Source organism: Nostoc sp. DSM 114160 (assembly GCF_053470305.1).
This window is the reverse complement of record NZ_JBPFGO010000001.1, coordinates 423,765-445,843: the sequence shown is the minus strand read 5'-3', so window position 1 is coordinate 445,843 and position 22,079 is coordinate 423,765. Positions and strand designations below refer to the sequence as shown.

General features: G+C 40.6%; 25 protein-coding genes and 2 pseudogenes. 16 read left to right on the top strand and 11 right to left on the bottom strand.

The features are described from left to right. Positions 1–149: 149 nt before the first annotated feature. Entirely contained in the window at positions 150–1,268 is a 1,119-nt protein-coding gene (locus tag NSTCB13_RS02120; protein WP_445629854.1) for a glycosyltransferase family 4 protein, read from the bottom strand. A gap of 145 nt (positions 1,269–1,413) precedes the next feature. On the opposite strand from NSTCB13_RS02120, the gene NSTCB13_RS02115 reads away from it, so the two are divergent. Next, the gene (locus NSTCB13_RS02115; RefSeq protein WP_448271224.1) at positions 1,414–1,557 is read left to right on the top strand and encodes a hypothetical protein; all 144 of its coding nucleotides are present in this window, start codon (positions 1,414–1,416) and stop codon (positions 1,555–1,557) included. Between the two features lie 348 nt (positions 1,558–1,905). On the opposite strand, the gene NSTCB13_RS02110 is transcribed toward NSTCB13_RS02115, so the two are convergent. The 3 genes from NSTCB13_RS02110 to NSTCB13_RS02100 all read right to left on the bottom strand — a co-directional run bounded on the left by NSTCB13_RS02110 (position 1,906) and on the right by NSTCB13_RS02100 (position 3,853). Next, on the bottom strand, positions 1,906–2,463 hold the full coding sequence (locus NSTCB13_RS02110) for a methylmalonic aciduria and homocystinuria type D protein (protein ID WP_448271223.1): 558 nt from the start codon (positions 2,461–2,463) through the stop codon (positions 1,906–1,908). 382 nt (positions 2,464–2,845) lie between these two features. Continuing rightward, positions 2,846–3,052 carry a glycogen debranching protein gene (locus NSTCB13_RS02105; RefSeq protein ID WP_194046500.1) on the bottom strand — a complete coding sequence of 69 codons (207 nt, stop codon included), beginning with the start codon at positions 3,050–3,052 and terminating at the stop codon, positions 2,846–2,848. Positions 3,053–3,199: 147 nt separating this feature from the next. Next, positions 3,200–3,853, bottom strand: a complete 654-nt coding sequence (locus tag NSTCB13_RS02100; RefSeq protein WP_448271222.1) for a MotA/TolQ/ExbB proton channel family protein — start codon at positions 3,851–3,853, stop codon at positions 3,200–3,202. Positions 3,854–4,114: 261 nt separating this feature from the next. On the opposite strand from NSTCB13_RS02100, the gene NSTCB13_RS02095 reads away from it, so the two are divergent. Both NSTCB13_RS02095 and NSTCB13_RS02090 read left to right on the top strand, forming a co-directional pair. Beyond that, complete coding sequence (locus NSTCB13_RS02095; RefSeq protein ID WP_448270338.1) at positions 4,115–4,294, top strand: DUF6888 family protein; 180 nt, start codon at positions 4,115–4,117, stop codon at positions 4,292–4,294. Next, on the top strand, positions 4,291–4,515 hold the full coding sequence (locus NSTCB13_RS02090; RefSeq protein WP_322639032.1) for a DUF6887 family protein: 225 nt from the start codon (positions 4,291–4,293) through the stop codon (positions 4,513–4,515). Before NSTCB13_RS02095 ends, NSTCB13_RS02090 begins: the two co-directional genes overlap by 4 nt. Before the next feature lie 3 nt (positions 4,516–4,518). On the opposite strand, the pseudogene rsmH reads toward NSTCB13_RS02090, so the two are convergent. Together rsmH and NSTCB13_RS02080 are read right to left on the bottom strand one after the other, a co-directional pair. After that, positions 4,519–5,404 (bottom strand): annotated as a pseudogene (gene rsmH / locus NSTCB13_RS02085) (16S rRNA (cytosine(1402)-N(4))-methyltransferase RsmH). Between the two features lie 171 nt (positions 5,405–5,575). Next, complete coding sequence (locus tag NSTCB13_RS02080) at positions 5,576–7,411, bottom strand: M48 family metallopeptidase (protein WP_448271221.1); 1,836 nt, start codon at positions 7,409–7,411, stop codon at positions 5,576–5,578. Between the two features lie 411 nt (positions 7,412–7,822). Here NSTCB13_RS02080 and NSTCB13_RS02075 point away from each other — a divergent pair, with 411 nt between their 5' ends. Together NSTCB13_RS02075 and mtnA are read left to right on the top strand one after the other, a co-directional pair. Next, positions 7,823–9,007 (top strand): NAD(P)H-quinone oxidoreductase subunit H, encoded by a 1,185-nt coding sequence (locus tag NSTCB13_RS02075; RefSeq protein WP_448268514.1) that lies wholly within the window; start codon positions 7,823–7,825, stop codon positions 9,005–9,007. Between the two features lie 386 nt (positions 9,008–9,393). After that, positions 9,394–10,473 carry an S-methyl-5-thioribose-1-phosphate isomerase gene (mtnA, locus tag NSTCB13_RS02070; RefSeq protein WP_448271220.1) on the top strand — a complete coding sequence of 360 codons (1,080 nt, stop codon included), beginning with the start codon at positions 9,394–9,396 and terminating at the stop codon, positions 10,471–10,473. 143 nt (positions 10,474–10,616) lie between these two features. Here the strand turns inward: mtnA and NSTCB13_RS02065 are convergent, their stop codons facing one another. Beyond that, a complete protein-coding gene (locus NSTCB13_RS02065; RefSeq protein ID WP_448268239.1) occupies positions 10,617–10,796 on the bottom strand; it encodes a hypothetical protein in 180 nt (59 codons plus the stop codon). A gap of 30 nt (positions 10,797–10,826) precedes the next feature. Between NSTCB13_RS02065 and NSTCB13_RS02060 the strand changes: the two genes are divergently transcribed. Further along, the gene (locus tag NSTCB13_RS02060) at positions 10,827–11,015 is read left to right on the top strand and encodes a hypothetical protein (RefSeq protein ID WP_448271219.1); all 189 of its coding nucleotides are present in this window, start codon (positions 10,827–10,829) and stop codon (positions 11,013–11,015) included. Between the two features lie 165 nt (positions 11,016–11,180). Next, positions 11,181–11,432: a hypothetical protein gene (locus NSTCB13_RS02055; protein ID WP_448268512.1), complete on the top strand. Its 252-nt coding sequence runs from the start codon at positions 11,181–11,183 to the stop codon at positions 11,430–11,432. Between the two features lie 241 nt (positions 11,433–11,673). On the opposite strand, the gene NSTCB13_RS02050 is transcribed toward NSTCB13_RS02055, so the two are convergent. Then, on the bottom strand, positions 11,674–13,095 hold the full coding sequence (locus NSTCB13_RS02050) for an NADP-dependent isocitrate dehydrogenase (RefSeq protein WP_445629861.1): 1,422 nt from the start codon (positions 13,093–13,095) through the stop codon (positions 11,674–11,676). A 274-nt stretch (positions 13,096–13,369) separates the two neighbouring features. On the opposite strand from NSTCB13_RS02050, the gene NSTCB13_RS02045 reads away from it, so the two are divergent. The 6 genes from NSTCB13_RS02045 (at position 13,370) to NSTCB13_RS02020 (ending at position 17,891) form a co-directional block, all read left to right on the top strand. Continuing rightward, a complete protein-coding gene (locus tag NSTCB13_RS02045; RefSeq protein WP_445629862.1) occupies positions 13,370–14,098 on the top strand; it encodes a GUN4 N-terminal ARM-like repeat domain-containing protein in 729 nt (242 codons plus the stop codon). A gap of 25 nt (positions 14,099–14,123) precedes the next feature. Beyond that, the gene (locus NSTCB13_RS02040; protein ID WP_445629863.1) at positions 14,124–14,342 is read left to right on the top strand and encodes a type II toxin-antitoxin system HicB family antitoxin; all 219 of its coding nucleotides are present in this window, start codon (positions 14,124–14,126) and stop codon (positions 14,340–14,342) included. 94 nt (positions 14,343–14,436) lie between these two features. Next, complete coding sequence (locus NSTCB13_RS02035; protein WP_448268510.1) at positions 14,437–14,568, top strand: type II toxin-antitoxin system HicA family toxin; 132 nt, start codon at positions 14,437–14,439, stop codon at positions 14,566–14,568. A gap of 52 nt (positions 14,569–14,620) precedes the next feature. Beyond that, entirely contained in the window at positions 14,621–15,742 is a 1,122-nt protein-coding gene (locus tag NSTCB13_RS02030; RefSeq protein WP_448271218.1) for an ABC transporter ATP-binding protein, read from the top strand. Between the two features lie 111 nt (positions 15,743–15,853). Then, the gene (locus NSTCB13_RS02025) at positions 15,854–16,633 is read left to right on the top strand and encodes a superoxide dismutase (protein ID WP_445629865.1); all 780 of its coding nucleotides are present in this window, start codon (positions 15,854–15,856) and stop codon (positions 16,631–16,633) included. Between the two features lie 376 nt (positions 16,634–17,009). Next, the gene (locus NSTCB13_RS02020) at positions 17,010–17,891 is read left to right on the top strand and encodes an FG-GAP-like repeat-containing protein (RefSeq protein WP_445629866.1); all 882 of its coding nucleotides are present in this window, start codon (positions 17,010–17,012) and stop codon (positions 17,889–17,891) included. 35 nt (positions 17,892–17,926) lie between these two features. Here the strand turns inward: NSTCB13_RS02020 and rsmG are convergent, their stop codons facing one another. Beyond that, entirely contained in the window at positions 17,927–18,661 is a 735-nt protein-coding gene (gene rsmG, locus NSTCB13_RS02015) for a 16S rRNA (guanine(527)-N(7))-methyltransferase RsmG (RefSeq protein WP_448271217.1), read from the bottom strand. An 82-nt stretch (positions 18,662–18,743) separates the two neighbouring features. Then, a pseudogene (locus NSTCB13_RS02010) lies at positions 18,744–19,419 on the bottom strand (ABC transporter ATP-binding protein). Positions 19,420–19,721: 302 nt separating this feature from the next. Here NSTCB13_RS02010 and NSTCB13_RS02005 point away from each other — a divergent pair. The 3 genes from NSTCB13_RS02005 (at position 19,722) to NSTCB13_RS01995 (ending at position 21,642) form a co-directional block, all read left to right on the top strand. Continuing rightward, positions 19,722–20,651, top strand: a complete 930-nt coding sequence (locus NSTCB13_RS02005; RefSeq protein ID WP_448271216.1) for a Sll0314/Alr1548 family TPR repeat-containing protein — start codon at positions 19,722–19,724, stop codon at positions 20,649–20,651. Positions 20,652–20,749: 98 nt separating this feature from the next. Beyond that, complete coding sequence (locus NSTCB13_RS02000; RefSeq protein WP_448271215.1) at positions 20,750–21,202, top strand: DUF3531 family protein; 453 nt, start codon at positions 20,750–20,752, stop codon at positions 21,200–21,202. Positions 21,203–21,210: 8 nt separating this feature from the next. Then, positions 21,211–21,642 carry an NUDIX hydrolase gene (locus tag NSTCB13_RS01995; protein ID WP_448271214.1) on the top strand — a complete coding sequence of 144 codons (432 nt, stop codon included), beginning with the start codon at positions 21,211–21,213 and terminating at the stop codon, positions 21,640–21,642. A gap of 37 nt (positions 21,643–21,679) precedes the next feature. On the opposite strand, the gene NSTCB13_RS01990 is transcribed toward NSTCB13_RS01995, so the two are convergent. Then, a complete protein-coding gene (locus NSTCB13_RS01990) occupies positions 21,680–22,060 on the bottom strand; it encodes a type II toxin-antitoxin system HicB family antitoxin (protein WP_448271213.1) in 381 nt (126 codons plus the stop codon). Positions 22,061–22,079 lie beyond the last annotated feature (19 nt).

Below are 22,079 nucleotides of genomic sequence, written 5' to 3'. Positions count from 1 at the left end.
GTTGCTCCTCCCTTTCCGTTTCGGAGAGGGAGGCTGAGAGGGAGAGGTTCATCGAACTGACGCTATATTAGATTAAACCTAAAAGTAGGGATTCTAACTGGTAGAGCTTCTAATAACTCAGTTACAAGGTTGCTGCTCTATAACAAAAATTATGTATCAGCTTTTGTTACCAATGCTTTAGTAGTAAGTTGGCTACAAATTTCCAGTAATCTATTAACTGCACGCGCTGCTGAAAACTTTTCTGCAACGTATTGGCTGGACTGAAAACCCCGATTAATTGCTTCATCTGGATTATCTAGGCAATATCGCATACATTTGGCCAATTCTTCTGCATCTTCATTTTCAAAAAATAGGCTGTGCGGCCCTGCTACTTCTGACAATCCTCCCATTTTTGAGACAATCGAGCAGGTTTGAACGCTAGAAGCTTCTTGCACTACGTAAGGTGCTGGATCTTGCCAACGAGATGGAGCAATTAAAGCTAAAGCATCTTGAACTTTTAGAAGTACTTCTTTTTGAGGAACTTTACCTAAAAAATTAACTTTGTTGGCAATTCCTAAATCAGACGTTAGCTGTTTTAATTGCTGAGATTGTTCGCCATCGCCAATAATAGTAATTTTAAATTCTTGCTTTTCATCTTGTAAAATCCGCGCTGCTTTTAATAAAATATCTACACCTTTGTCTGTTGCTAATCTCCCGACAAAAATAAAATTATATGGTTGAGATAAATTTTCTAAAGTTTTAAGCTGGTTTTCCGACTTGATTTCAATCGGATTATATAACGTATCAACTGGCCAAGGAAAAGCAGAAGATTCTCCTAAAAAGTTACTACAAGCTGTATGATAATCGGCTAAGAAGGCAGTAGAAAGCCGGGTGGTTAGCCGTGCCCATTTGATCGAAGTGTGTAATTTCCACTTTAATGGATAATTAGCTTTTGGCAATGTGTGTTTCAATTCAGCTTTTAAACGTTGCGTCAAGTTCATCTGCTCATAACTAGTATGAGTAGATTGATAAAGAGAATAATGATATTTAATAATTATCTTTTTTTGCAAGAGTTTACATAACAAAGTAAACAATAAGTCATTAGAATTCATGTGTACTATATCTGCCCAAGCAATATAACTAAACCATTTTGCGATATTATCTTGTCTGGTCGAAATAGTTTTAACTTCAATTAATCTAGTTTCCAATTCAGGAATAATAGAATAAATATAAGTTAAAACTCCACTAATTTCATTATCATAATGACGGTGTTGAATTAATATTTTCATACATCAAGTATAGGTAATTTTGTATTTATGGGAATTGTGGTTGAGCATAACTATGAAACAAGTATTTCACTTTGCTCAGAATCAACTTGGTGTCTAAGTTAGGTAAGCACAAATAAATCTAACTATCCAACGAGATATAAAAAGCTTGAAACCCTTGCGATCGCTTCTCTACGAGACGCTACGCGAAAATTTCGCTCAGTCCCAACGAGACACGCTTTGCGATCGCAATCCTCACCCATCTATTTATATGCAGTTATATGCAGAAAGTTGGGAACAGGATTCCCGATAGTTATAGTTATATAATTCCCGCAGATGTTGCTAAAGTACCATTCTCTTCGCTACAGGCTAAAAGTTTAGTCTGACAGTAGTAGGGTAAAATTATCATCAATTTGAAATCTCTGCCGATCGACCTGAGATGTTACCCAAACAGGAACCAAAAGCCATCATTCCCAGTTTGACTTGGTAGCATCTACTTATGAGAGAGAAGTAACAAGCCGCACTATCGCTTCGACTATCCCAGCTTCTTAGAAAAACTTCTTTGGAGACACAAGTGCTGATATACGTCTTTACATATCCAATGACCAATGACAAATGACAAATGACCAATGACCAATGACAAATGACAAATGACCAATGACTAATAATTAATTTCTTTCCACCCATGCATGGATGCTACGCCTTTTGTAACCCATTCGATCGCAATTGGGGGAGCTTCTGATATCAAAATACTAGGATAAACTGCTGCACCCCAATCGGGATGAACTAACACACGGCATTGATTTTTAATTACCGGATAGTTTAGCAAAGCTTTGACAACTGCTGTGTCATCGTGAGGAATTGCTCCGGGATGGGAGAGTAAAGGATAGCCTGTGCGAGGGTCAATCAGATCGGTTAAATAGCCGCGATCGCGCAGATTAAATGCTAAATCACAGCCAAATCTCATAAACTTTTCTCGTAAGCGTTCTTTCTCTGACTCTACTTCTAGTGTCTTTTCGACTAATTGATAACGCGATTGTTGTAATACAATCACTACTCGTAAAAATGGCTGCCGTTTCCAATCTGGTAATATCCGTTCGCAGTTGGCACAGATATATTGACTGGGAGCATGAATTGAAATTTGAACCGCTTGTCCTGTTTCGCCAACTAAATTAATAGGACAGACTTGCTCCGAAGTGTAAACTTTGGGATAGTTCACTAAATTGATTCGGCTTATACAAATTTTTTAATTTAATCTCCGGTATAGATGATACCTCTTAAAAGTTAAGAAAAATCATCATTTTTCTATAATATGTTACTTTTTTGGGAAGCAGTTAATAATAATTTGAAAAATTTAATCCGAATTTTATCCTTTATTAACCTGTTCTCATAGAATTTGCTGCGATCGCTGTAGGTATTGGCAGAAATGCAGCGTGTGTTAGACAAGCGATGCCGATGGCGGGCTACGCCTACGTGGATGAAATATGTTAGATCGAAATCCCAAAAAAGCAAAGCAGGTTGAAGTAAGCAGAAAATAACAAAAGTAATTATGTCTGCCAGGAAATACTTCAGCTATGCAGCCTAATTTCTATAACACCCAATTAATTGAGTTTTAAAGAATTCACCGGCACTTCATCCCAAGAATCGACTGTCCGCAATCGTGCCACCCAACCTGCTGCTTTTTGCCTCTCAGTCAAATTATTCTGAAATGAATCATGGCAATCTTTGGCTTGAGATTCATTACGAGTGGCAATACAGGCATGAATCATCCCAGACGGATCGATTTGCTCATTTACCCAAATAGTCATGGAATATTTCCTCAATAACTGTAGCGAACAAAGCTATTCGTCATTTTAGAATACTATTAGAGTCAAAAGTTTTAGAGCAAAATTCAGTAACAAATAGTGAACTAATCCCAATTACTGATTGCTAATTTACAATTACCCAGTTTTGCTTCATTTATTTGGCGGATATGATTTATCTGCTCTTTCGTAGCGACGACGGTAGAGTAATTCTAACTGTCCGCCATATTCTTGAATCCAAGCAATCTGGCGCTGGTAGAGTCCGCGGAAGGTATTGGCAAATAATAGTGTAAAGATTGCCACTACCAACCCTGATGCTGTGGATACTAAAGCTTCACTAATTCCAGCTGTCACACCTGTTGTTTTACTACCTCCCACATCTCCGATATTCAGAGAAGCAAAAGAGTTAATTAATCCTAATACAGTGCCGAGAAGTCCTAACAAAGGCGCAAGACCAATAATTGTCTCAAAAATATTTTGCGAGCGCTTGAGTAAAGGGATTTCGGCTTGTGCTTCACTTTCTAATGCCAAACGAAATTCGTCTGGTGTCGCCTCTTGCAATTCTAAAGCTGCTAAAAAAATTCGAGCTAGGGGTAAATCAGCATTTTTGTGCAATTTATCTAAAGCACTAACTACATTATCAAGGCGATAAAGGTGTAGCACCTCTTGCACCACCTTGTTTTGCCGATTATTTATCTTTACCCAAAAGATGATCCGTTCGATAATCAGCGCCACTCCTAACAAAGAAAATGCCAGCAGAGGCCACATGACCACGCCACCTGCTGCAAACAGATTACTAATTTCCATTTATTATTTTTTAACTCTTCAACAACGCTAGATTAACAGATCGTTGTTTGAGCGAAGTTGATATCATTTCCCACAAGGAATTGCTCTGAAACTTTTAAAGCGTTAGCAGCAAGTATGGCTTGCCCAAGCTGCATAGATGTTTGAATACCCAGGTTGACGAGTTTCGACTTCGCTCAACTCTCGATCCCTTAGTTGGTTGAGCGAAGTCGAAACCAACGGCGGCGGTAGATTTATTAACGGAAATTGCCTTAAGGAGTTTAGATTATTCCTACACCAGAACAAAAAACACAGTGTTACATATTGTGCTGTTGGTTTACTAAGCTTTACTTGCCTATTTATATTGTTCGTATGGATGAACGGACAAAAAATCTATTTTTCTTGGCAGGTGAGGAAAATATTATAGAAATATACCCTAACGGTAAATCGAGATACATAGGATGAGCAAGCCTAATTTTCATACAATGAGCCAGAAAGAGTTACATGATTACGTTCTTGCTCATCGGGAAGATCGGGAAGCCTTCTATGCTTATGTGGATAAGCTGCATATCGAAGGTAATTGGATTGAAATGCCACCGTTAGAGTCAGAACAAGATTTAGAAAATTATCCTCAGTTCATAGAGCGTATTCGCAGCAGTTCTGAACCACGAGATGGAGCAGTTTAAGGCTTACAGCAGTTTTTCTGCTATCCTCAGTTTGGCCGATCGCGATCGCGGATTTTTCTCAATTTCCTCTTCTTGAGCAATAATTGGCTTTTTTGTCAAGACCTTTAATAAAGGTGAATTTCTTAAACCATGCTTCACCGGACGATCTTCCAAACTGTGGAAACTGATAATCGCAATTCTACCGCCAGGGACAAGGGCATTTGGTGCTTTATCCAAAAAGGTTTCTAGAGATTTTAACTCATCATTGACGACAATTCGCAGAGCTTGAAAAACACGGGTAGCGGGATGAATTCTCCCATAACGGTATTTTGGAGGAACTGAAGAAGCGATCGCCTCAGCCAATTCTGTAGTCGTGTGTAACGGTCGCCGTTCGACAATCCGTCTCGCAATGCGCCGCGATAATCTCTCCTCACCGTACTTAAAGAAAATATCAGCTAATTCCGCTTCATCCCAATTATTAATCACATCAGCAGCAGTTAGCGATCGCCCCCGATCCATTCGCATATCCAAATTTGCAGCTTGGCGAAAGCTAAAACCCCTTTCTGCTCGATCTAAATGGTAAGAACTTACCCCCAAATCGGCTAAAATACCATCGAAAGTGTTGGGGGGAAATTCGTAATTCGCAAAATTGCGATGAATAAATTGTACGCGATCGCCAAACTCAGCTAATTCTTTCCTCGCTGCTGCTAAAGCCTCCTCATCTTGGTCAATCGCCGTTACCCGCACATTTGGCGCAGCTGCTAAAATCAAACGGCTGTGACCCTCCACCGCCTACCGTTGCATCAAGATAATGACCTCCTGGAGATACCGCTAAACCTGCGATCGTTTCCTGCGGTAACACTGGTAGATGAGAAAATATCGGTTCTTCAATAGCTAGCTGAGGATTCATGAGACTTAGGGCAAAAAACCACAGATGAACTTTAATTATGTATTCTTTTGTTTGTGTGTTTGTGGTTTCTAGCTAAAAAATAGTTTTTAAACCACTAAGCCACAAAAGAAAATATCATAAACTCAACACTCAGCGTCAGCTTTGAATGTTGAGCTTTAAGCATCAGTAGTACTATTTTTTACCTTTTTTCTGGTAAATCATCGAATTTGGTATCCGTTTTAGTTTTTTCTCCATATTTAAATGTCTATTTAAAATAAAAATGAATACATTATCGGGCAATTCATTTTCCTTTAATAAGCCCTGAACAATTTTAGAGTTATCGTTTTCATAAATACGACTACCTTCCCAAAAACTAAATCCACGCTTAACAGCTATAACATAAAGTGGTTTTTCAGGAAAATATTGCAGATTCTTTTTAACTAAATAAGCAGTTATTATCTGCGGGTAATGAGATAACTGCTGACGAAGCTTATTTACCTCTATTTCAGAGATATCATGATAGTCAAATTTATCATTTATTTTCAAACTAGAGCGCTCTTTCTGTGCTTTTAAAATTAATTTATGATGATTTTCTGCACGTTCTTGATAAAACTTCGCCTCCTTGTTTTTACCTTGGTTTTTCAGAAAATCGCAAATTATCTGACAACCTACTATAACTATATTTGAGTCTTGCTCTATTGCCTTCTCAATGTATTGTATTCCAGTCGCATCTTGTTTTTTTAATAATATTTCACCTAGTAAATAATTAGCTGATGCATGATAAGCATCACGATGAAGAATTTCTTGTAATAGAGGTATAACAGCTTCTTCGCCCTCAATTTTCAATGTCAAAAATGCTTGCTGAATAGCTTCTTTTAAAGTTAGCTGTTGTTTTTGCGATTTGTAATTTAAATCTTTTAATGTAGCTATCAATTTTTGAAACTCAGCATATTTTTGTCGCCAAAGTGTTGCTATATTTTCTCGCCAATTTAGACTAAAATAATCAATAAAAATTTCTACTGTCTCGCCTAAAAATTCTTGGGCCGCACTAATTTCAATTGGTGCAAAGATAGCTAATTCCTGCTGAGTATCGGCGATATATCCCAAGGCTTTTAATCTATCTGTCAGGCAAGGGTGAGTATCAGCATTGTTGGTTTTTTCCGTTAAAGCTTCACTTAAATAAGCACTTGTAATTTCCTGATTAAGTCTCTGACTTAAAGCCTGCCTCATTTCCATATAAGTCATTATTGGTGGTTCAATCTCTGTTTGTGATTGTTTATAAATACTAGACCAAAAATATCTTTCTAGAAATCTAGCTTTGACCTCCACATTTATCAAAGCTTCAGCAGCATTTTGTTCCCCCGTTAGCTCAACAGCACATCTATCTGCCTCATATTCATTCATTCGTGCTAATACAAAAGAATAGGCATTAAAAAATGGAATGTACCATATCAAGAACAGTTGAAAAATTAACAATGATAGATCGTGTCCACTTTGTTGGAGTCCCTTAAGAATGCGATACCAAGTTTCGCGTTGGCGATAAATCCAACCTCTAAAGCGGCTGTGATTTCCTGATAAATGTCCTAGTTCATGGGCTAAAACGGCACGAAATTGTTCGGGTGGCAGTGCTAACATCAGTGGTAAACCGACAATTAAGTAATTTTGCTGCCATCCCAGCAAACCTAAGCGTGGTCTTTGGACAACTGCTGCATTAAAATCGTTGGTCAGCAGGATGTGGTGAAACCGTGGAGCTTTTAGCTTCGATGAGATTTCGTTAATTAAAGAATAGAGATTGGGTACATCTTTGGATTGTAATGGTAAACCTGTTGGTGGAGGGAAAGAAACCCAAAGCGATCGCACTAATACGAATGCTAACGTCAGGCAAAACAGAAGACCTGTCAAAGATAAGTTAGAAATTGACTGAGTATTAAGTATCCCAAAAATAATACCTACCAGCAGAGTTAATGTTACAGCTAGAACCAAAAATATATATGCGTATCCCAAAGTAGCCAAAAAAGCAACGTGCAATTTATAAAGACGTGGTTGTTTGTGAGCAAAAACTTCTAACTTTTGAATTAGCCGATCGAAACGCTCTTGATTGAAAGTCATAAATATGTATCAGCGTCATAAAACTGTAATATAGCTGACACAATATCTCTTTAGCTTACGTAGAAACTCAGAAGTCAATAGTTATCATTGAGAAAACGCATCTTCTTTCACCTCGTCCTCTCAGCACCATGAGATAAAAAAATTCGATGCCTTAATTAAGTGCATATCGAGCTTCCATATAATAGTTGAAGAAGTGCAACAAAATTAAACATCAAATCAAATCTCTCTTCCCACAACCCTTACTTTGGCTTGACAAACAAGATAAATTGGGTCTAGTTGGCATCTGCGCGGTTGAATTCAATATTTTCACGAACGGAGAACACGAAATCTATGACCAGACTAGAAACCCGCACTGAACCAATGGTGCTAAACATGGGGCCACACCACCCCTCAATGCACGGGGTTCTGCGGCTAATCATGACTCTGGATGGCGAGGATGTCGTTGACTGTGAACCAGTTATCGGCTATTTGCACCGAGGAATGGAAAAAATTGCTGAGAACCGCACTAATGTAATGTACGTTCCTTATGTTAGTCGCTGGGACTACGCGGCGGGAATGTTCAACGAAGCGGTTACTGTTAACGCCCCAGAAAAACTTGCAGGTGTCGCTGTTCCCAAACGTGCTAGCTACATCCGCGTCATCATGCTGGAGTTGAACCGCATTGCTAACCACTTGCTATGGTTTGGCCCCTTCCTAGCTGACGTAGGCGCACAAACTCCCTTTTTCTACCAGTTCCGGGAACGGGAGATGATTTATGATTTGTGGGAAGCAGCCACAGGTTATCGAATGGTAAATAACAACTACTTCCGCGTTGGTGGAGTAGCAGCTGATTTACCTTACGGTTGGGTAGATAAGTGTCTGGAATTTTGCGACTACTTTATACCCAAAGTTGATGAGTACGAACGTTTAGTAACTGATAACCCCATCTTCCGGCGGCGTATTGAGGGTATTGGTACTATCACGCGAGAAGAAGCAATTAACTGGGGACTTTCTGGCCCAATGTTACGCGCTTCTGGCGTGCAATGGGATTTGCGGAAAGTTGACCATTACGAATGTTACGACGATTTCGACTGGGATGTGCAATGGGAAACCGCCGGTGATTGCTTTGCCCGTTACGTAGTGCGGATGCGGGAAATGCGCGAATCTGTAAAAATTATTCGCCAAGCAATTAAAGGACTTCCTGGCGGCCCTTACGAAAATCTGGAAGCCAAGCGTTTAGCCGCAGGTAAAAAATCTGAGTGGGACGCATTTGATTACCAATTCATCGGCAAAAAAGTTTCCCCCACTTTCAAGATGCCCAAGGGTGAAATCTACGCCCGTGTAGAAAGTGGCAAAGGTGAATTGGGAATTTATTTGGTTGGCGATGATAACGTCTTCCCTGCACGTTGGAAGATTCGCGCCGCAGATTTCAACAATCTCCAAATTGTTCCACATTTACTGCGCGGGATGAAGGTTGCAGATATTGTGGTGATTCTCGGTAGTGTTGACGTAATTATGGGGTCTGTGGATAGGTAGAGTAAATATCTATCTCAGTAATTTTTAGAGCAGTTGTATTACAGTGCAACTGCTCTATTTTTTTGATTTTTTAGGATTTGACTATAGCAATTCCTAGTTACGTGAGGTACAGAAATAATGTTTTTAAACGCAGAGGAGCGCAGAGTCAAACGCAAAGGTACGCAGAGGTTTACCTAATTTTATTAGTGATTTACTCAGTACCTCAGCAGGCCGGGAAACGCTATATACCAAACTAATAAATAAAATACCAATTTCATCAGAGCATCTAACTCTAAAATTTTCAAAGCTTTTAAATCCATACTCAGAACGTTTAATCAGTTTAAGAATGAAATCATCAGTGTGCATTAAAGTAAAAAATATTGACCCTTTACTAACGACCTTTTTCTATGACACCTTCGACAAACCAGGTTTATCCCGTTATTTGGCACAACGACTCAGTGTCACTAATTGACCAAACTCGCTTACCCAACGAATATACATTTGTAGAAATTCACCGCAGTGAAGATATGGCGCGGGCGATTAAAACTATGATTGTGCGAGGTGCGCCTGCAATTGGTGTGGCTGCGGCTTATGGAATGTATCTTGGTGCAAGGGAAATTGAGACAAGCGATCGCACCGAATTTTTGCAACACTTAGATAAAGTAGCCCAGTTGTTGCGTTCTACTCGTCCGACGGCGGTAAATTTATTTTGGGCAATTAGCCGGATGCTGAAAGCTGCCTACGAAACGCTGGGAACAGTAGAAGACATCAAGCAAACCCTTTTCCAAACAGCCCAAGCAATCAACGTTGAAGATTTGCAAACCTGTCAAGCGATCGGCGACAATGGTTTGGCAGTCTTGCCCAATACTCCAGAAAAGCTCAGGTTACTTACTCACTGCAACGCTGGGGCATTAGCTACAGCCGGATATGGCACAGCCTTGGGTGTTGTGCGTTCTGCTTGGAGAGAAGGACGTTTAGAGCGTTTATTTGCCGACGAAACTCGTCCTCGTTTGCAAGGTGCAAAACTCACCACTTGGGAATGCGTGCAAGAAGGTATTCCAGTTACATTAATTACTGATAATATGGCAGCCCATTGCATGAAACAGGGTTTGATTCATGCCGTAGTTGTGGGTGCCGATCGCATTGCTGCTAATGGTGACACTGCCAATAAAATTGGTACATACAGTGTAGCGATCGCAGCTAAAGCACATAATATCCCCTTTTTTGTGGCTGCACCCCTTTCCACCGTTGATTTTGAATTAGCTGATGGCAGCCAAATTCCCATTGAAGAACGCGAACCAACAGAAATCTATCAAGTTGGCGATACCATTCTCACACCTGCGGGTGTAGATTTTTACAACCCAGCTTTTGATGTCACCCCGGCTGAGTTGATTACAGCCATCATTACAGAGAATGGAGCGATCGCACCTGATAAATTAGCAAAATCACAGGTAAAGCAAGTACCGATTGGGTTAAATCCGAATTAATGGAGAAACAGCTATTTTCAGGTAAATAGACCACGCGGTAGGGGCACAGCAATGCTCATTGGTGTAAACTTAACGCCAAACCCCTTGTCCGCCGGGAATTAAAATTCCCGTCTCATAGCTAATACCATTTTGGATTTTAGATTTTAGACTTCGGCTCCTTTCGACTTCGCGGTAGTTGAATCTCGACTTACTTCGACTACGCTCAGTACAAGTCGCTCGATTACCGCGCAGTCGAAACTCAAGGCAAGTCGCTCAGTCGAACGATTTTGGATTGTGAAACATCCATTGGATAAGTGTTTCAGTTTTCCATCTGTCGCAATCATTTTTCACGCTTGGTATAAAGTCATCTTTATATGACTAAATATCGCCAAAAATCTCCAGTCTACTTCAGTAGACTTAAGCTAAAAGCCGGAAAATTTATTTTCGGGCGGGGATGCCAGCCAACAGATAAACTATTTCCAGCTGAAGTTGACACCTATGAGCAATACTGTGTCCTTACAACAGGTGTGGTTCAAATACATGAAAACTACTTTCAAATCTAACGGCTCAAAATTTATCAGTAATTTTTTCAATAATTTTATCTAAATTTTATATTATGACTAAATTCAATAAGCAAAATCCGCAATTACTTTCTCAAAAGAAGCTTTGACTTTCTCAAACTCCGGTTTGCTTACTCATTTTGGTGTTTTCCGCAAGCAAAAGAAGCTTTGACTTACTCAAAAGAAGCTTTTGCTTACTCATTTTGGTGTTTTCCGCAAGCAAAAGAAGCTTTGACTTACTCATTTTGGTGTTTTCCGCAAGTAAAAGAAGCTTTGACTTACTCAGAAGAAGCTTTTGCTTACTCATTTTGGTGTTTTCCGCAAGTAAAAGAAGCTTTGACTTACTCAAACCCCAGTTTGCTTTTTGATTCTGGTATTTTACGCAAATCAAATGCCATTTTGCTTTTTGAAAATGGTTGATTTATCAGAGGATGTCTGAGGAGTATTAAATATTTGTTCATCCCCCCCTAACCCCCTTAAAAAGCGTGTATACACAAGTCAAATTACCCCCCTTAATCCCCCCTTGTAAAGGGGGGGAAATAAGAAATAAATCCAGTTCCCTCACGCCACACGCTTCAAGTCGGCGAAGCCGCCCAACGCAGTGGCTCCCCTTTATAAGGGCAGGGTTAGGGTGGGGTAATTTGACTTAACCCTAATAGAATTAACCAAAATGTTGAATAATTGCCTCGGCAAATTCGGAACATTTCAAGGGTTCAACTGGCGGTTCTAGCAACCGGGCTAAATCGTAGGTTACTTGACTACTGGCGATCGCATCGCTTAAACCTTTCTTAATTAGGTCTGCGGCTTCTTGCCAACCCAAAAATTCCAGCATCATCACACCAGATAAAATCACTGAACCAGGATTAATCCGATCTAAGCCGGCGTGTTTGGGTGCTGTACCGTGGGTAGCTTCAAATATGGCACTAGAATCGCCAATATTTGCCCCTGGCCCCATTCCCAAACCCCCAACAATAGCAGCAGCAGCATCAGACAAGTAATCGCCGTTTAAGTTCATTGTCGCCAAAATCGAATACTCATCCGGTCTGGTTTGGATTTGTTGGAAAATACTGTCAGCAATCCGGTCATTCACCAAAACTTTCTCTTTCCATTTGCCATCGCCGTGGGTTGACCAAATTGAGTTAAGAACAGTTTCAACTTCCTTGACAATTTGCGCTTTTTTCTCATCCGTGAGACTATCAAACCCAGGATCGATCTCGCGGGCGTTTTCTTCCAAGGAAATATTCGGATTTTTTTCCTTGTTACTCAAAATCCAAGATTCTCGTTCGGTGACAGTTTCTTGGCGAAATTCGCTGGTTGCTAGTTCATAACCCCAATCGCGGAAAGCGCCTTCGGTGTACTTCATGATGTTGCCTTTATGCACCAAAGTCACTTGTTGCTTGTGTTTGGGCAATAGCAAGGCGTGTTTGATGGCACGTCTGACTAGACGCTGGGAACCAGTTTTGCTGATGGGTTTGATGCCAATCCCAGAATCAAGAGGAATGCGTTTTTTTCCGTGTTCTGGGGTAGCGGGGATTAGTTCTTCATTGAGAATTTTAATTAAGCGATCGCCGATTTCGCTACCTTGTCGCCACTCAATGCCTAAATAGATATCTTCCGTATTCTCCCGATAAACAATTACATCCAGCTTTTCGGGGTTTTTGTGGGGAGAGGGCGTACCCGCATAGTAACGGCAAGGACGCACGCAGGCATACAAGTCAAAAATTTGCCGCAGCGCCACATTTAAAGAACGAATTCCCCCGCCAACAGGAGTAGTCAAAGGCCCTTTAATAGCTACACCATACTCTTCAATTGCCGTCAAAGTGTCTTGAGGTAAATACTGATAAGTTCCGTATAAATCGCAAGCTTCGTCTCCAGCGTAAACCTTGAACCAGCTAATTTGACGCTGACCCTTATATGCTTTGGCTACCGCCGCATCTAGCACCTTTTGGGTAGCAGGCCAGATGTCTATACCTGTACCATCGCCACGAATAAAGGGGATAATTGGATTGTCTGGTACGATTGGTTCACCATTTTTGAAGGTGATTTTTGCTCCGGTTGCGGGGGGGGTAATCTTTTCGTACATCGTTCACACACTCCTAATCGATACGCTGCTATTCAAAAAACCTTATGTGGCAGGCTTGTATATTTTGCTATGTCTTCTGTTCACCAAGCCATAAGGCAAAGATTTTCCCCCTATTCCCCTTGTACATTATTTGGGGATTAACTGTGGGATTCAGTGAAGCGATCGCAATTTTGTACGATCAAAAATAGTAAACTACTTTTCGCTATCAATGCTTCACTTTAGAGAATGCCCGATAGCTTACCGCTCTTTCACTGACCGTTAACACAAGAATGGCATGACAGACCCAATGATTTTATCAGGCCCTGCAAATGACATCGACTCCCTCCGACAACCGTTAATGGCTGGGTCTGAAAAAGTCCAACAGCAGATAATCCCACAGTTAGCCGAGTTAGGTAATGAGGGATTAGACGTGTTGATGGAATTTTTACTGAAACGACGTGAGAACCCAGCTACTTGGATTGATGGCAAAGCTTACCAAGTCCTTTACAGTTCTGATGCACCTCAAGCCCAAGAATTTTTGCGCTCCTGTTTTCCTGAAGGAATTGTACCTCTAAAATCAGAGTTGGGGATTAACTACAATTCTTTGCAACAGCTACTAGCTGTTCAAGACTTCCAAGCAGCCGATCGCCTCACCATCGAAAAAATGTGCGAACTGTCAGGGCCTACGGCTGTACAACGAAAATGGTTGTACTTTACTGAGGTAGAAAATATTTCGGCTGTTGACTTGCAAACCATTAACAACCTCTGGTTAGTCTACTCGGAAGGTAAATTTGGCTTTTCAGTGCAGCGAGAAATTTGGTTAAGTTTGGGTAAAAATTGGGAAAATTTCTGGCCGAAAATTGGCTGGAAAGCAGGTAATAACTGGACGCGATATCCTAACGGGTTTACCTGGGATTTGAGTGCGCCTAAAGGTCACTTACCCCTCTCTAATCAACTCCGGGGAGTACGAGTATTTGCTTCTTTACTTTCTCACCCAGCTTGGTTGAAGAATCCAGAAAAATGATTTTGAGCCTACGGACAAACAGATTATGATCGATCCCACCAACCGAGAATTCTACGTCATCATTGAACGAGATGAAGATGGTTACTATGTTGGAGAAGTTCCTCAGCTAAAAGCCTGTTACAGTCAGGGAGAAACAATTGATGAGTTGATGGCTAATATGAAAGAAGTAATTGAACTTTGCTTAGAAACAAAAAGTGATGAAGAAATACCAGAATTTATAGGTATTCAAAAGGTAGTAATTTAATGCCAAAATTACCAGTTTTAACAGGTAAAACAGTTATTAACGCCCTTGAAAAAATAGGTTTTCAGGCGGTACGTCAAAAAGTATCTCATGTAAAATGCAACATGAGGATGGGCGGTTAGTAACTATTCCTATTCATGCTGGTAAAACAATAGGTAAAGGATTACTACGCAAAATACTACGCGATATTGAACTTACAAGGGAAGAGTTTATAGGTTTGCTGGAATAATAGAGTTGGGAAGTTTTCCACTAATTCCAAATCCACAATCTTAAATTAGATAATGGCAAATGTTCGTCTAGAAGATATTAAACGTAGATTCAATAATGTCACTGCGATTGAGGACATTACTTTTGAAATTCCTGATGGCGAGTTTTGGGTTTTAGTTGGGCCATCTGGTTGTGGTAAGTCTACAATTTTGCGAACGATCGCAGGTTTAGAAACCGCTACATCTGGCAAACTCTACATTGGCGATCGCTTGGTAAATAATATTCCAGCCAGACAACGGGATGTGGCGATGGTGTTCCAAAACTACGCTCTCTATCCTCACATGAGTGTGGCCCAAAACATCGCTTTTGGCTTGCAAATGCGGAAAGTTGACCGAAAAATTATTCAAGAACGAGTGATGAATGTGGCGCGATCGCTTTCTCTGGATCATTTGCTGGATCGTAAGCCGAAACAACTTTCTGGGGGGCAGCAACAAAGGGTAGCATTAGGGAGAGCGATCGCTCGCGAACCCCAAGTCTTTTTACTTGATGAACCTTTATCTAATTTAGATGCCCAACTGCGCGATGATACCAGGGCAGAATTGAAACAGCTACATCAAGAGTTAGGCATTACAACAATTTACGTCACTCACGATCAAGTTGAAGCCATGACTTTGGCCGATCGAATTGTCGTGCTAAATCGCGGACGGATTCAACAAATTGGCGATCCTCAAACTATTTATGCAAATCCTGCTAATCAGATGGTGGCAAGTTTTTTGGGCAGTCCGCCAATGAATATTTTGCCTGCAATCTATGAAAATAACGGTTTTGATGTGAGCGGACAGTTATTAGCAATCTCAGAAGTTGTGAAAGGAAAATTACAGTTGCGTCAAGGACATAGTTATGATTTGGGGATTCGTCCAGAGCATATAAAAATAAACACTAATTCAGAACGGGCTGAACGCCCAGTTACCGCTAACAGTACTCAAAACTCAGGATTATTATCGGTTGAAGTTAAAGTTGTAGAACCTTTGGGAAGAGAAACTTTGATTCGTGCTGGTTTACCCGGTTCGGCGGTGATGCTGAATATTCAAGTAGGCTCTGATGTGCGTTTTCGTCGAAGCGATCGCCTTTCTCTACAGCTGGATTTAAATCAGTTATTTGTATTCGATCCCAAAACTGGGGACAGAATCTTATAAAGAGTTTCTTAAACTGCCAGAAATAATCGCTAAATTCTAATTTTTTGTAGCCAGAATCTAAGAAAATAAAAACTGCAATAGATACTTCATGGATTAGCTGCAAAAACTTATATGACTATTAATCGACGCCATTTCTTGTTTTTACTGACATCAGGTGCCGGTGTTTTTGCATTAGACGCTTGTGCATTGGCAGAGAAATCTCCTGATGGAAATACTGCAACACCAAATACAACCGCAAATACAACACCCAATATAACAGCAAATACAACAGGGGCTATCCAATTACCGCCTTTACCTTATGCCTACGAAGCACTGGAACCACACATCGATACCAAAACGATGCAATTTCACCACGATAAACATCACGCAACTTATGTGAAAAACCTGAATGCAGCCTTAGAAAAACATCCAGAACTCAAAGGTAAAACAGTTGAAGAACTGTTGCAAAAACTTGACAATGTACCACAAGATATTCGCAAAACAGTACGTAATAATGGCGGTGGTCATGTGAACCACTCAATGTTCTGGCAAATTATGAAGCCAAAAGGTGGGGGAGAACCAACAGGAAATATCGCCTCCGCAATTAATCAAAATTTTGGCTCTTTTGCAGCTTTCAAAAAACAGTTTAATGAAGCTGGCGCTGGTCGTTTTGGTAGTGGTTGGGTTTGGCTAGTACGTAACAAGGGTGGCAAGTTGGAAGTGACAACTACAGCTAACCAAGATACTCCCTTAAGTGCAGGTAAATATCCCATCCTGGGTAATGATGTATGGGAACATGCATATTATCTCAATTACCAGAATCGCCGCGCTGATTATTTAGATGCTTGGTGGAACGTGGTTAATTGGGATGAGATTAACAAGCGGTTTGCAGCAGCAAGTAAATTTGCCTGAAACCAGACAAAAATTTAGAGTTATAGGCGCTTAAAAATTGGCGACAGAAACAATATTCTGTTGCCAGTTTTCTGATGTAATAATCTAATTATTATTCATCTTTTGAAAATAATTTGCTTTAATAATTATTCTTCAATTATTGCAGGTATTTTTTTTCTTTTTTGAGATTTAATATAGCTTGATTTTCCGTTAAAAATAAGAATATATCTCAATAAATCTTGTAACTAATCTTACTTTTATAGTGCTAAACTACTGATGTTGACAAAATTTATATAAGATTGCAATTTCAAATTTCATCATCACAGTACATGAAATTTAGAACCTTTCTTTAAATGTCGAATTTGAATTTGAATTTGATTATAAGGAGGATGTTCTTATGAAGATTGGTTGCAAATTATTTACGGTTGCTTTAACTGTTCCATTACTTCTTGGAATTTTAAATTTTAAAGCACAAGCTGAAGTGACTAGACAATGGGGTGTAGGTGGCGATATTCCCGTTCCTGGCGATTATGATAATGATGGTAGAACTGATTATGCAGTCTGGCGACCGAGTAATGGCACTTGGTATGTGATTAACAGTTCAACAGGTGTAGCAGTTACTAGACAATGGGGCGTCGGTGGCGATATTCCTGTTCCCGGCGATTATGATAGCGATCGCAAAACTGATTATGCAGTCTGGCGACCAAGTGATGGAACTTGGTATGTGATTAACAGTTCAACAGGTGTAGCAGTTACTAGACAATGGGGCGTCGCTGGTGATGTTCCTGCACCTGGGAGATACGATAATGATGGTAAAACTGATTATGCAGTCTGGCGACCAAGTAATGGCACTTGGTATGTGATTAACAGTTCAACAGGTGTAGCAGTTACTAGACAATGGGGCGTCGGTGGCGATATTCCTGTTCCCGGCGATTATGATAATGATGGTAAAACTGATTATGCAGTCTGGCGACCGAGTAATGGCACTTGGTATGTGATTAACAGTTCAACAGGTGTAGCAGTTACTAGACAATGGGGCGTCGGTGGCGATGTTCCCGCCCCTGGCAAATACGATAATGATGGTAGAACTGATTTTGCAGTCTGGCGACCAAGTGATGGAACTTGGTATGTGATTAACAGTTCAACAGGTGTAGCAGTTACTAGACAATGGGGCGTCGGTGGTGATATTCCTACCCCTGGCAATTATGATTTCTCTATTAGGAATGACTTCGCAGTTTGGCGACCGAGTAATGGCACTTGGTATATTTTTGGGAATTAGGGCTAATACTTTGTCCTTTTTCCCACACTTACCCCTCAAAGAGGCTTTTGAGTCGGTACACCTACAGCACGAGGAAAATTAGCTGGAGTGGTAGCTACCTTACGCAAATACACACAGTGGCGGATGCTGTGACTCAGAGGTGTCGTAAATTGTTCGATTGATTCAATCACGCCACCCAACTGGTTCACAGCATTCTTTAAAGCAGCTGTTTCATCCTCAGTCCAATTACCGCGATAAATTATAGCTAAACCTCCCTGTTTGAGCAGTGGTAGGGTATATTCTGCACAGACAGACGCTGCCCCTACAGCACGGATCAATGCAATATCATAAGCTAGTCGATGCTGGCGGTGCTGACCGATTTCTTCAGCCCTACCAACAAGAGTTTTGGCATTGGTAAGGGCAAGTTCAGTTAATATATTGTCGAGAAAAGTAATTTTTTTCCGAGTGGAATCGAGAAGAGTAATTGTGCAATTAGGTACTGTAATTGTCACTGGAATACCTGGAAAACCTGCACCTGTACCAATATCGATGATAGTAGGGGAAGCAGGGGAGAAATTTGCTGATAACAGAGGTGCAATTCCTCGCAGAGAATCCCAGAGATGTTTTTCCCAAAACTCTTGAGGTTCAACGATCCGAGTTAAATTTTGTTGGCGATTACCTTCTAGGATTAACTCATAAAGCTTTTGAAATTGCGCTTGTTGTTGAAGAGTTGGTTGCCAATTGAGAGTTTTCTGCCAGATTTCTGCCATCTCAGGCAATAAGTTTGTCATTTGTCATTTGTCATTAGTTATTCTCCCCTGCCCCCCTGCTCCCTGCCCCCTGCCCCCTGCCCCTTGTCCCCCTGCTCTTTTCTCACACAGTTGGTAGAGGTTCTTTAACTTTGGATTCTAGTGACTTTGGATCTACTGATTCTAGTTCGCCGTGGTTGAGTGTCCAGCAACGGTCTGCGATCGCTAACAGATCCCCAGCATCGTGTGTCACAATTAACAATGTCCAATCTTGTTTGAGTTTTGCTAATAAATTTATCAATTGCCGACGCATTGACCAATCTAAACCAGCTGTTGGTTCATCCAATAACAGTAAATTTGGCTGGCGAATTAATTGGACTGCCAAAGCTAAACGTCGTTGCTGACCACCACTCAAAGCATAAGGGGCAGCAGAAAGCGATAAATGCTCTAATCCCACTTCACTTAGCGCCTGTCTGACTCTTTCTGACCCTAACTCAGGATGTCCTAAACGCAATTCTTCTAAAATCGAACCACCGCAAAAGTGCCGCTCTGGAAACTGAAATACTAACCCGGCTAATTGTTGTAGCTGTTCGGCTAGAAGTTCTTGTTCCCGCCAGAAGAGAGCGCCAGTAGTGGGTTCGGCTAGTCCCGACAAAATTTCTAGTAAGGTACTTTTACCGGAACCACTCGGGCCAATAATCAGACCCTAGCTGCTGGGGTGCTAATTCTAAATTGATCGATTTGAGAATCGCTGTTGGGCACGCTGTGGGATGATAATTTACATTTCGGAGATAAAGCATTTGTTAAGATTACCAAAAAGTCAGCAAATTACTGATTAGCTACACTGAGAGTGTCTGGAAAATTCTAGAAAAATTTACAGCGTATTACCTGAATTAACAGCTTAATTTAGCAGCAAGAATTATCCACTTTTTCTCCATTGTGGCAGACTAAGCCTGAAATAATGGCTAGAGCAAGCCTAGAAACATAGAAAGATAATATATAAGAAAATTTTGGTTGAAGCAAAGGCAAGTTGAAATTAACCATTTTTGCATTCTAAGTAACACATACAACTATTTCAACCGCAATTATTCTGAGGGTTACAATGACTAAAAGGTTTTCTTGGGCTGAATTAGTAGTGTCTGCTAAACTCACTACCTTTGCTCAGACTGCTTTTGCAGTTGCTTTCGCACTTAATGTCTGGGTAAATCCCTCGCTGGCTGGCGATCCATTTCGCGATCGCGAACCTCATCAAATTGGCGACCAAACAGAAGCAGCTTTTAAAGCAATTTTCCAACAGGGCAACTATCCAGCAGCACAGCGTTATCTGGAACAAGCACTATCCAAAGAGCCAAATGAACCTCTAGCTTATGCCATGAGCGCATCTTTAGCATACGGAAATAAGGATTGGGCTAAACTAGATACTTACAGCCAAAAAACTCTAGAAACTGGACAAAAACTGATTTCTAGCGATCCATTGCGTGGTAATTTATACACTGCTGTTGGTCATTTTTTAGAAGGTGCAACAATTATCACCCGTGAGGGTACAGTCAACGGTGTGCCGCAAGCCTTTAGTCGGTTGCGGCAAGTTTATGAATATTTAGACAAAGCCGAAGCAATTTCTGCCAACGATCCAGAACTGAATTTAATCAAGGGTTATATGGATTTATTGTTAGCAGTTAATTTGCCTTTTGCTAGCCCAGATCAGGCAATTGGACGCTTAGAACAAAATGCTGCTCCTCAATATCTAGTGGATCGGGGTATTGCTCTTGCTTACCGCGATTTAAAACGGTATCCACAGGCGCTAGAGTATGTCAACCGGGCGATTAAAACCACATTTGATAATCCAGAAATTTATTATCTTAAAGCCCAAATACTGAAGCGACTGGGGCAAAGAGAAAAAAGCCAGCAGATGATCCAGGAAGCGATCGCTAATTTTGACAAAGCATTGACTAAAAAATCCCAACTCCCAGGCGATTTAGTCAAACAAATTGAGCGCGAACGCAGAAGTGCTGTTAGCTTGAAGAATCCTTAACCCCCATTCTCTACTCCCGTTCGGCTACGCTCACGGCAAGCCCACTCCCTACTTTGATATGCTTATTCGCAGAAGAGTACTTGAGATATTAGACCAAAATGGAGATTCAGTTCCGCGAAATTAATCCTTTTGATATGTGGATTTGGCTGAAATTCAGCACAAATCCTTCTGCGCGTGAAAAGCAATATGTAGAAGAAGTCTTCAATTCCTGGTTTTATTTAGGTAAATTGGGTGCATTTAATGCAGAAAACCTCCAAGTGCAGGATACTGGACTCGATATCAGCTACATGAATTATGATGCACAAGGGTATGACAAAAGCTTGCTAGCACTGATGCACAACATGGGTGAGTTGGAATATGAGGGTCAGTGGGGGCGTTGTTGGTTTGACTTAGGAACCAGTGATGCGATCGCATTGGATATTTTAATCAACGCTCTCACCCAGCTAAGTCAGGAATATGTGACCATTGAAGAATTGTACATCGGTGGCGAAAATCCAGATTGGCCTATTGAGGATAGCGAAAGTCGTCCTCAGTCTATTTATGATAATTAGTTACCAAAATGAATAAAGCAGGTGAAATTCGGGTAATAGCCTTGGGGTTAATTCGGAATGGCGATCGCATATTTCTTTCTGAAGGCTACGACCCCGTAAAACAAGAAACATTTTATCGAGCTTTAGGCGGTGGTGTCGATTTTGGCGAAACCAGCCACGCCGCCTTAAAACGCGAATTTCAAGAGGAAATTCAGGCAGAATTAACCAATATTAAATATTTAGGTTGTATAGAGAACCTGTTTACATTTAATGGTAGGCAAGGCCATGAAATTATTCAGCTTTATCAATGTGACTTTGCTGATTCAAAATTTTATCAACTAGAAAGTTTAGTTTTTTCCGAATCACCACATCATAAACATAGAGCCTTATGGATAGATATCTCTCGCTTTAAATCTGGAGAATTAAGATTAGTACCTGAAGTATTTTTTGATTATTTATAAATAATATGGAACTTTACTAAGAGTGCTTTGCTGTTAATTATGTTACCGAACTCAGCAAAGACACAATATACTGGTTGAGACTAACGCCTTCCCGTTCAGAAGTCTCAGCTAAACGCCGATGTAAAGATTTCGGCATCCGTACTAGTAATTTACCGCTATAGCTATCGTTACTACTTGGTAAGGGAATATTATCATTGGCTTCATAAGCTGTCTCAATCCACAATTCCCGCGCCTCATTGAGATTTGCCATTGTTTCTTCAAGAGTTTCTCCTTGGGTAAAACATCCAGGTAAATCTTTAATTTGAGCTACATATCCATTCTCTGGGTCAGGGTAAAGTGTTACAGGGTACTGAAGATTTAAATAATATTCTAAGGATGGCTTCTCAATGTGCTGGTTCTTCTGGTTCAGTGTCTTCATCAATCCACTCTTCTAAATT

Excerpts from the sequence above, each read along its gene's own strand:
- NSTCB13_RS02075 (WP_448268514.1), top strand. The coding sequence starts at position 7,823 with ATGACCAGACTAGAAACCCGCACTGAACCAATGGTGCTAAACATGGGG.
- NSTCB13_RS02090 (WP_322639032.1), top strand. The coding sequence starts at position 4,291 with ATGAGCAAGCCTAATTTTCATACAATGAGCCAGAAAGAGTTACATGAT.
- NSTCB13_RS02025 (WP_445629865.1), top strand. The coding sequence starts at position 15,854 with ATGACTATTAATCGACGCCATTTCTTGTTTTTACTGACATCAGGTGCC.
- mtnA (WP_448271220.1), top strand. The coding sequence starts at position 9,394 with ATGACACCTTCGACAAACCAGGTTTATCCCGTTATTTGGCACAACGAC.
- NSTCB13_RS02020 (WP_445629866.1), top strand. The coding sequence starts at position 17,010 with ATGAAGATTGGTTGCAAATTATTTACGGTTGCTTTAACTGTTCCATTA.
- NSTCB13_RS02050 (WP_445629861.1), bottom strand. The coding sequence starts at position 13,095 with ATGTACGAAAAGATTACCCCCCCCGCAACCGGAGCAAAAATCACCTTC.
- NSTCB13_RS02005 (WP_448271216.1), top strand. The coding sequence starts at position 19,722 with ATGACTAAAAGGTTTTCTTGGGCTGAATTAGTAGTGTCTGCTAAACTC.
- NSTCB13_RS01995 (WP_448271214.1), top strand. The coding sequence starts at position 21,211 with ATGAATAAAGCAGGTGAAATTCGGGTAATAGCCTTGGGGTTAATTCGG.
- NSTCB13_RS02120 (WP_445629854.1), bottom strand. The coding sequence starts at position 1,268 with ATGAAAATATTAATTCAACACCGTCATTATGATAATGAAATTAGTGGA.
- rsmG (WP_448271217.1), bottom strand. The coding sequence starts at position 18,661 with ATGACAAACTTATTGCCTGAGATGGCAGAAATCTGGCAGAAAACTCTC.
- NSTCB13_RS02040 (WP_445629863.1), top strand. The coding sequence starts at position 14,124 with ATGATCGATCCCACCAACCGAGAATTCTACGTCATCATTGAACGAGAT.
- NSTCB13_RS02060 (WP_448271219.1), top strand. The coding sequence starts at position 10,827 with ATGACTAAATATCGCCAAAAATCTCCAGTCTACTTCAGTAGACTTAAG.
- NSTCB13_RS01990 (WP_448271213.1), bottom strand. The coding sequence starts at position 22,060 with ATGAAGACACTGAACCAGAAGAACCAGCACATTGAGAAGCCATCCTTA.
- NSTCB13_RS02105 (WP_194046500.1), bottom strand. The coding sequence starts at position 3,052 with ATGACTATTTGGGTAAATGAGCAAATCGATCCGTCTGGGATGATTCAT.
- NSTCB13_RS02065 (WP_448268239.1), bottom strand. The coding sequence starts at position 10,796 with ATGATTGCGACAGATGGAAAACTGAAACACTTATCCAATGGATGTTTC.
- NSTCB13_RS02045 (WP_445629862.1), top strand. The coding sequence starts at position 13,370 with ATGACAGACCCAATGATTTTATCAGGCCCTGCAAATGACATCGACTCC.
- NSTCB13_RS02035 (WP_448268510.1), top strand. The coding sequence starts at position 14,437 with ATGCAACATGAGGATGGGCGGTTAGTAACTATTCCTATTCATGCTGGT.
- NSTCB13_RS02000 (WP_448271215.1), top strand. The coding sequence starts at position 20,750 with ATGGAGATTCAGTTCCGCGAAATTAATCCTTTTGATATGTGGATTTGG.
- NSTCB13_RS02100 (WP_448271222.1), bottom strand. The coding sequence starts at position 3,853 with ATGGAAATTAGTAATCTGTTTGCAGCAGGTGGCGTGGTCATGTGGCCT.
- NSTCB13_RS02030 (WP_448271218.1), top strand. The coding sequence starts at position 14,621 with ATGGCAAATGTTCGTCTAGAAGATATTAAACGTAGATTCAATAATGTC.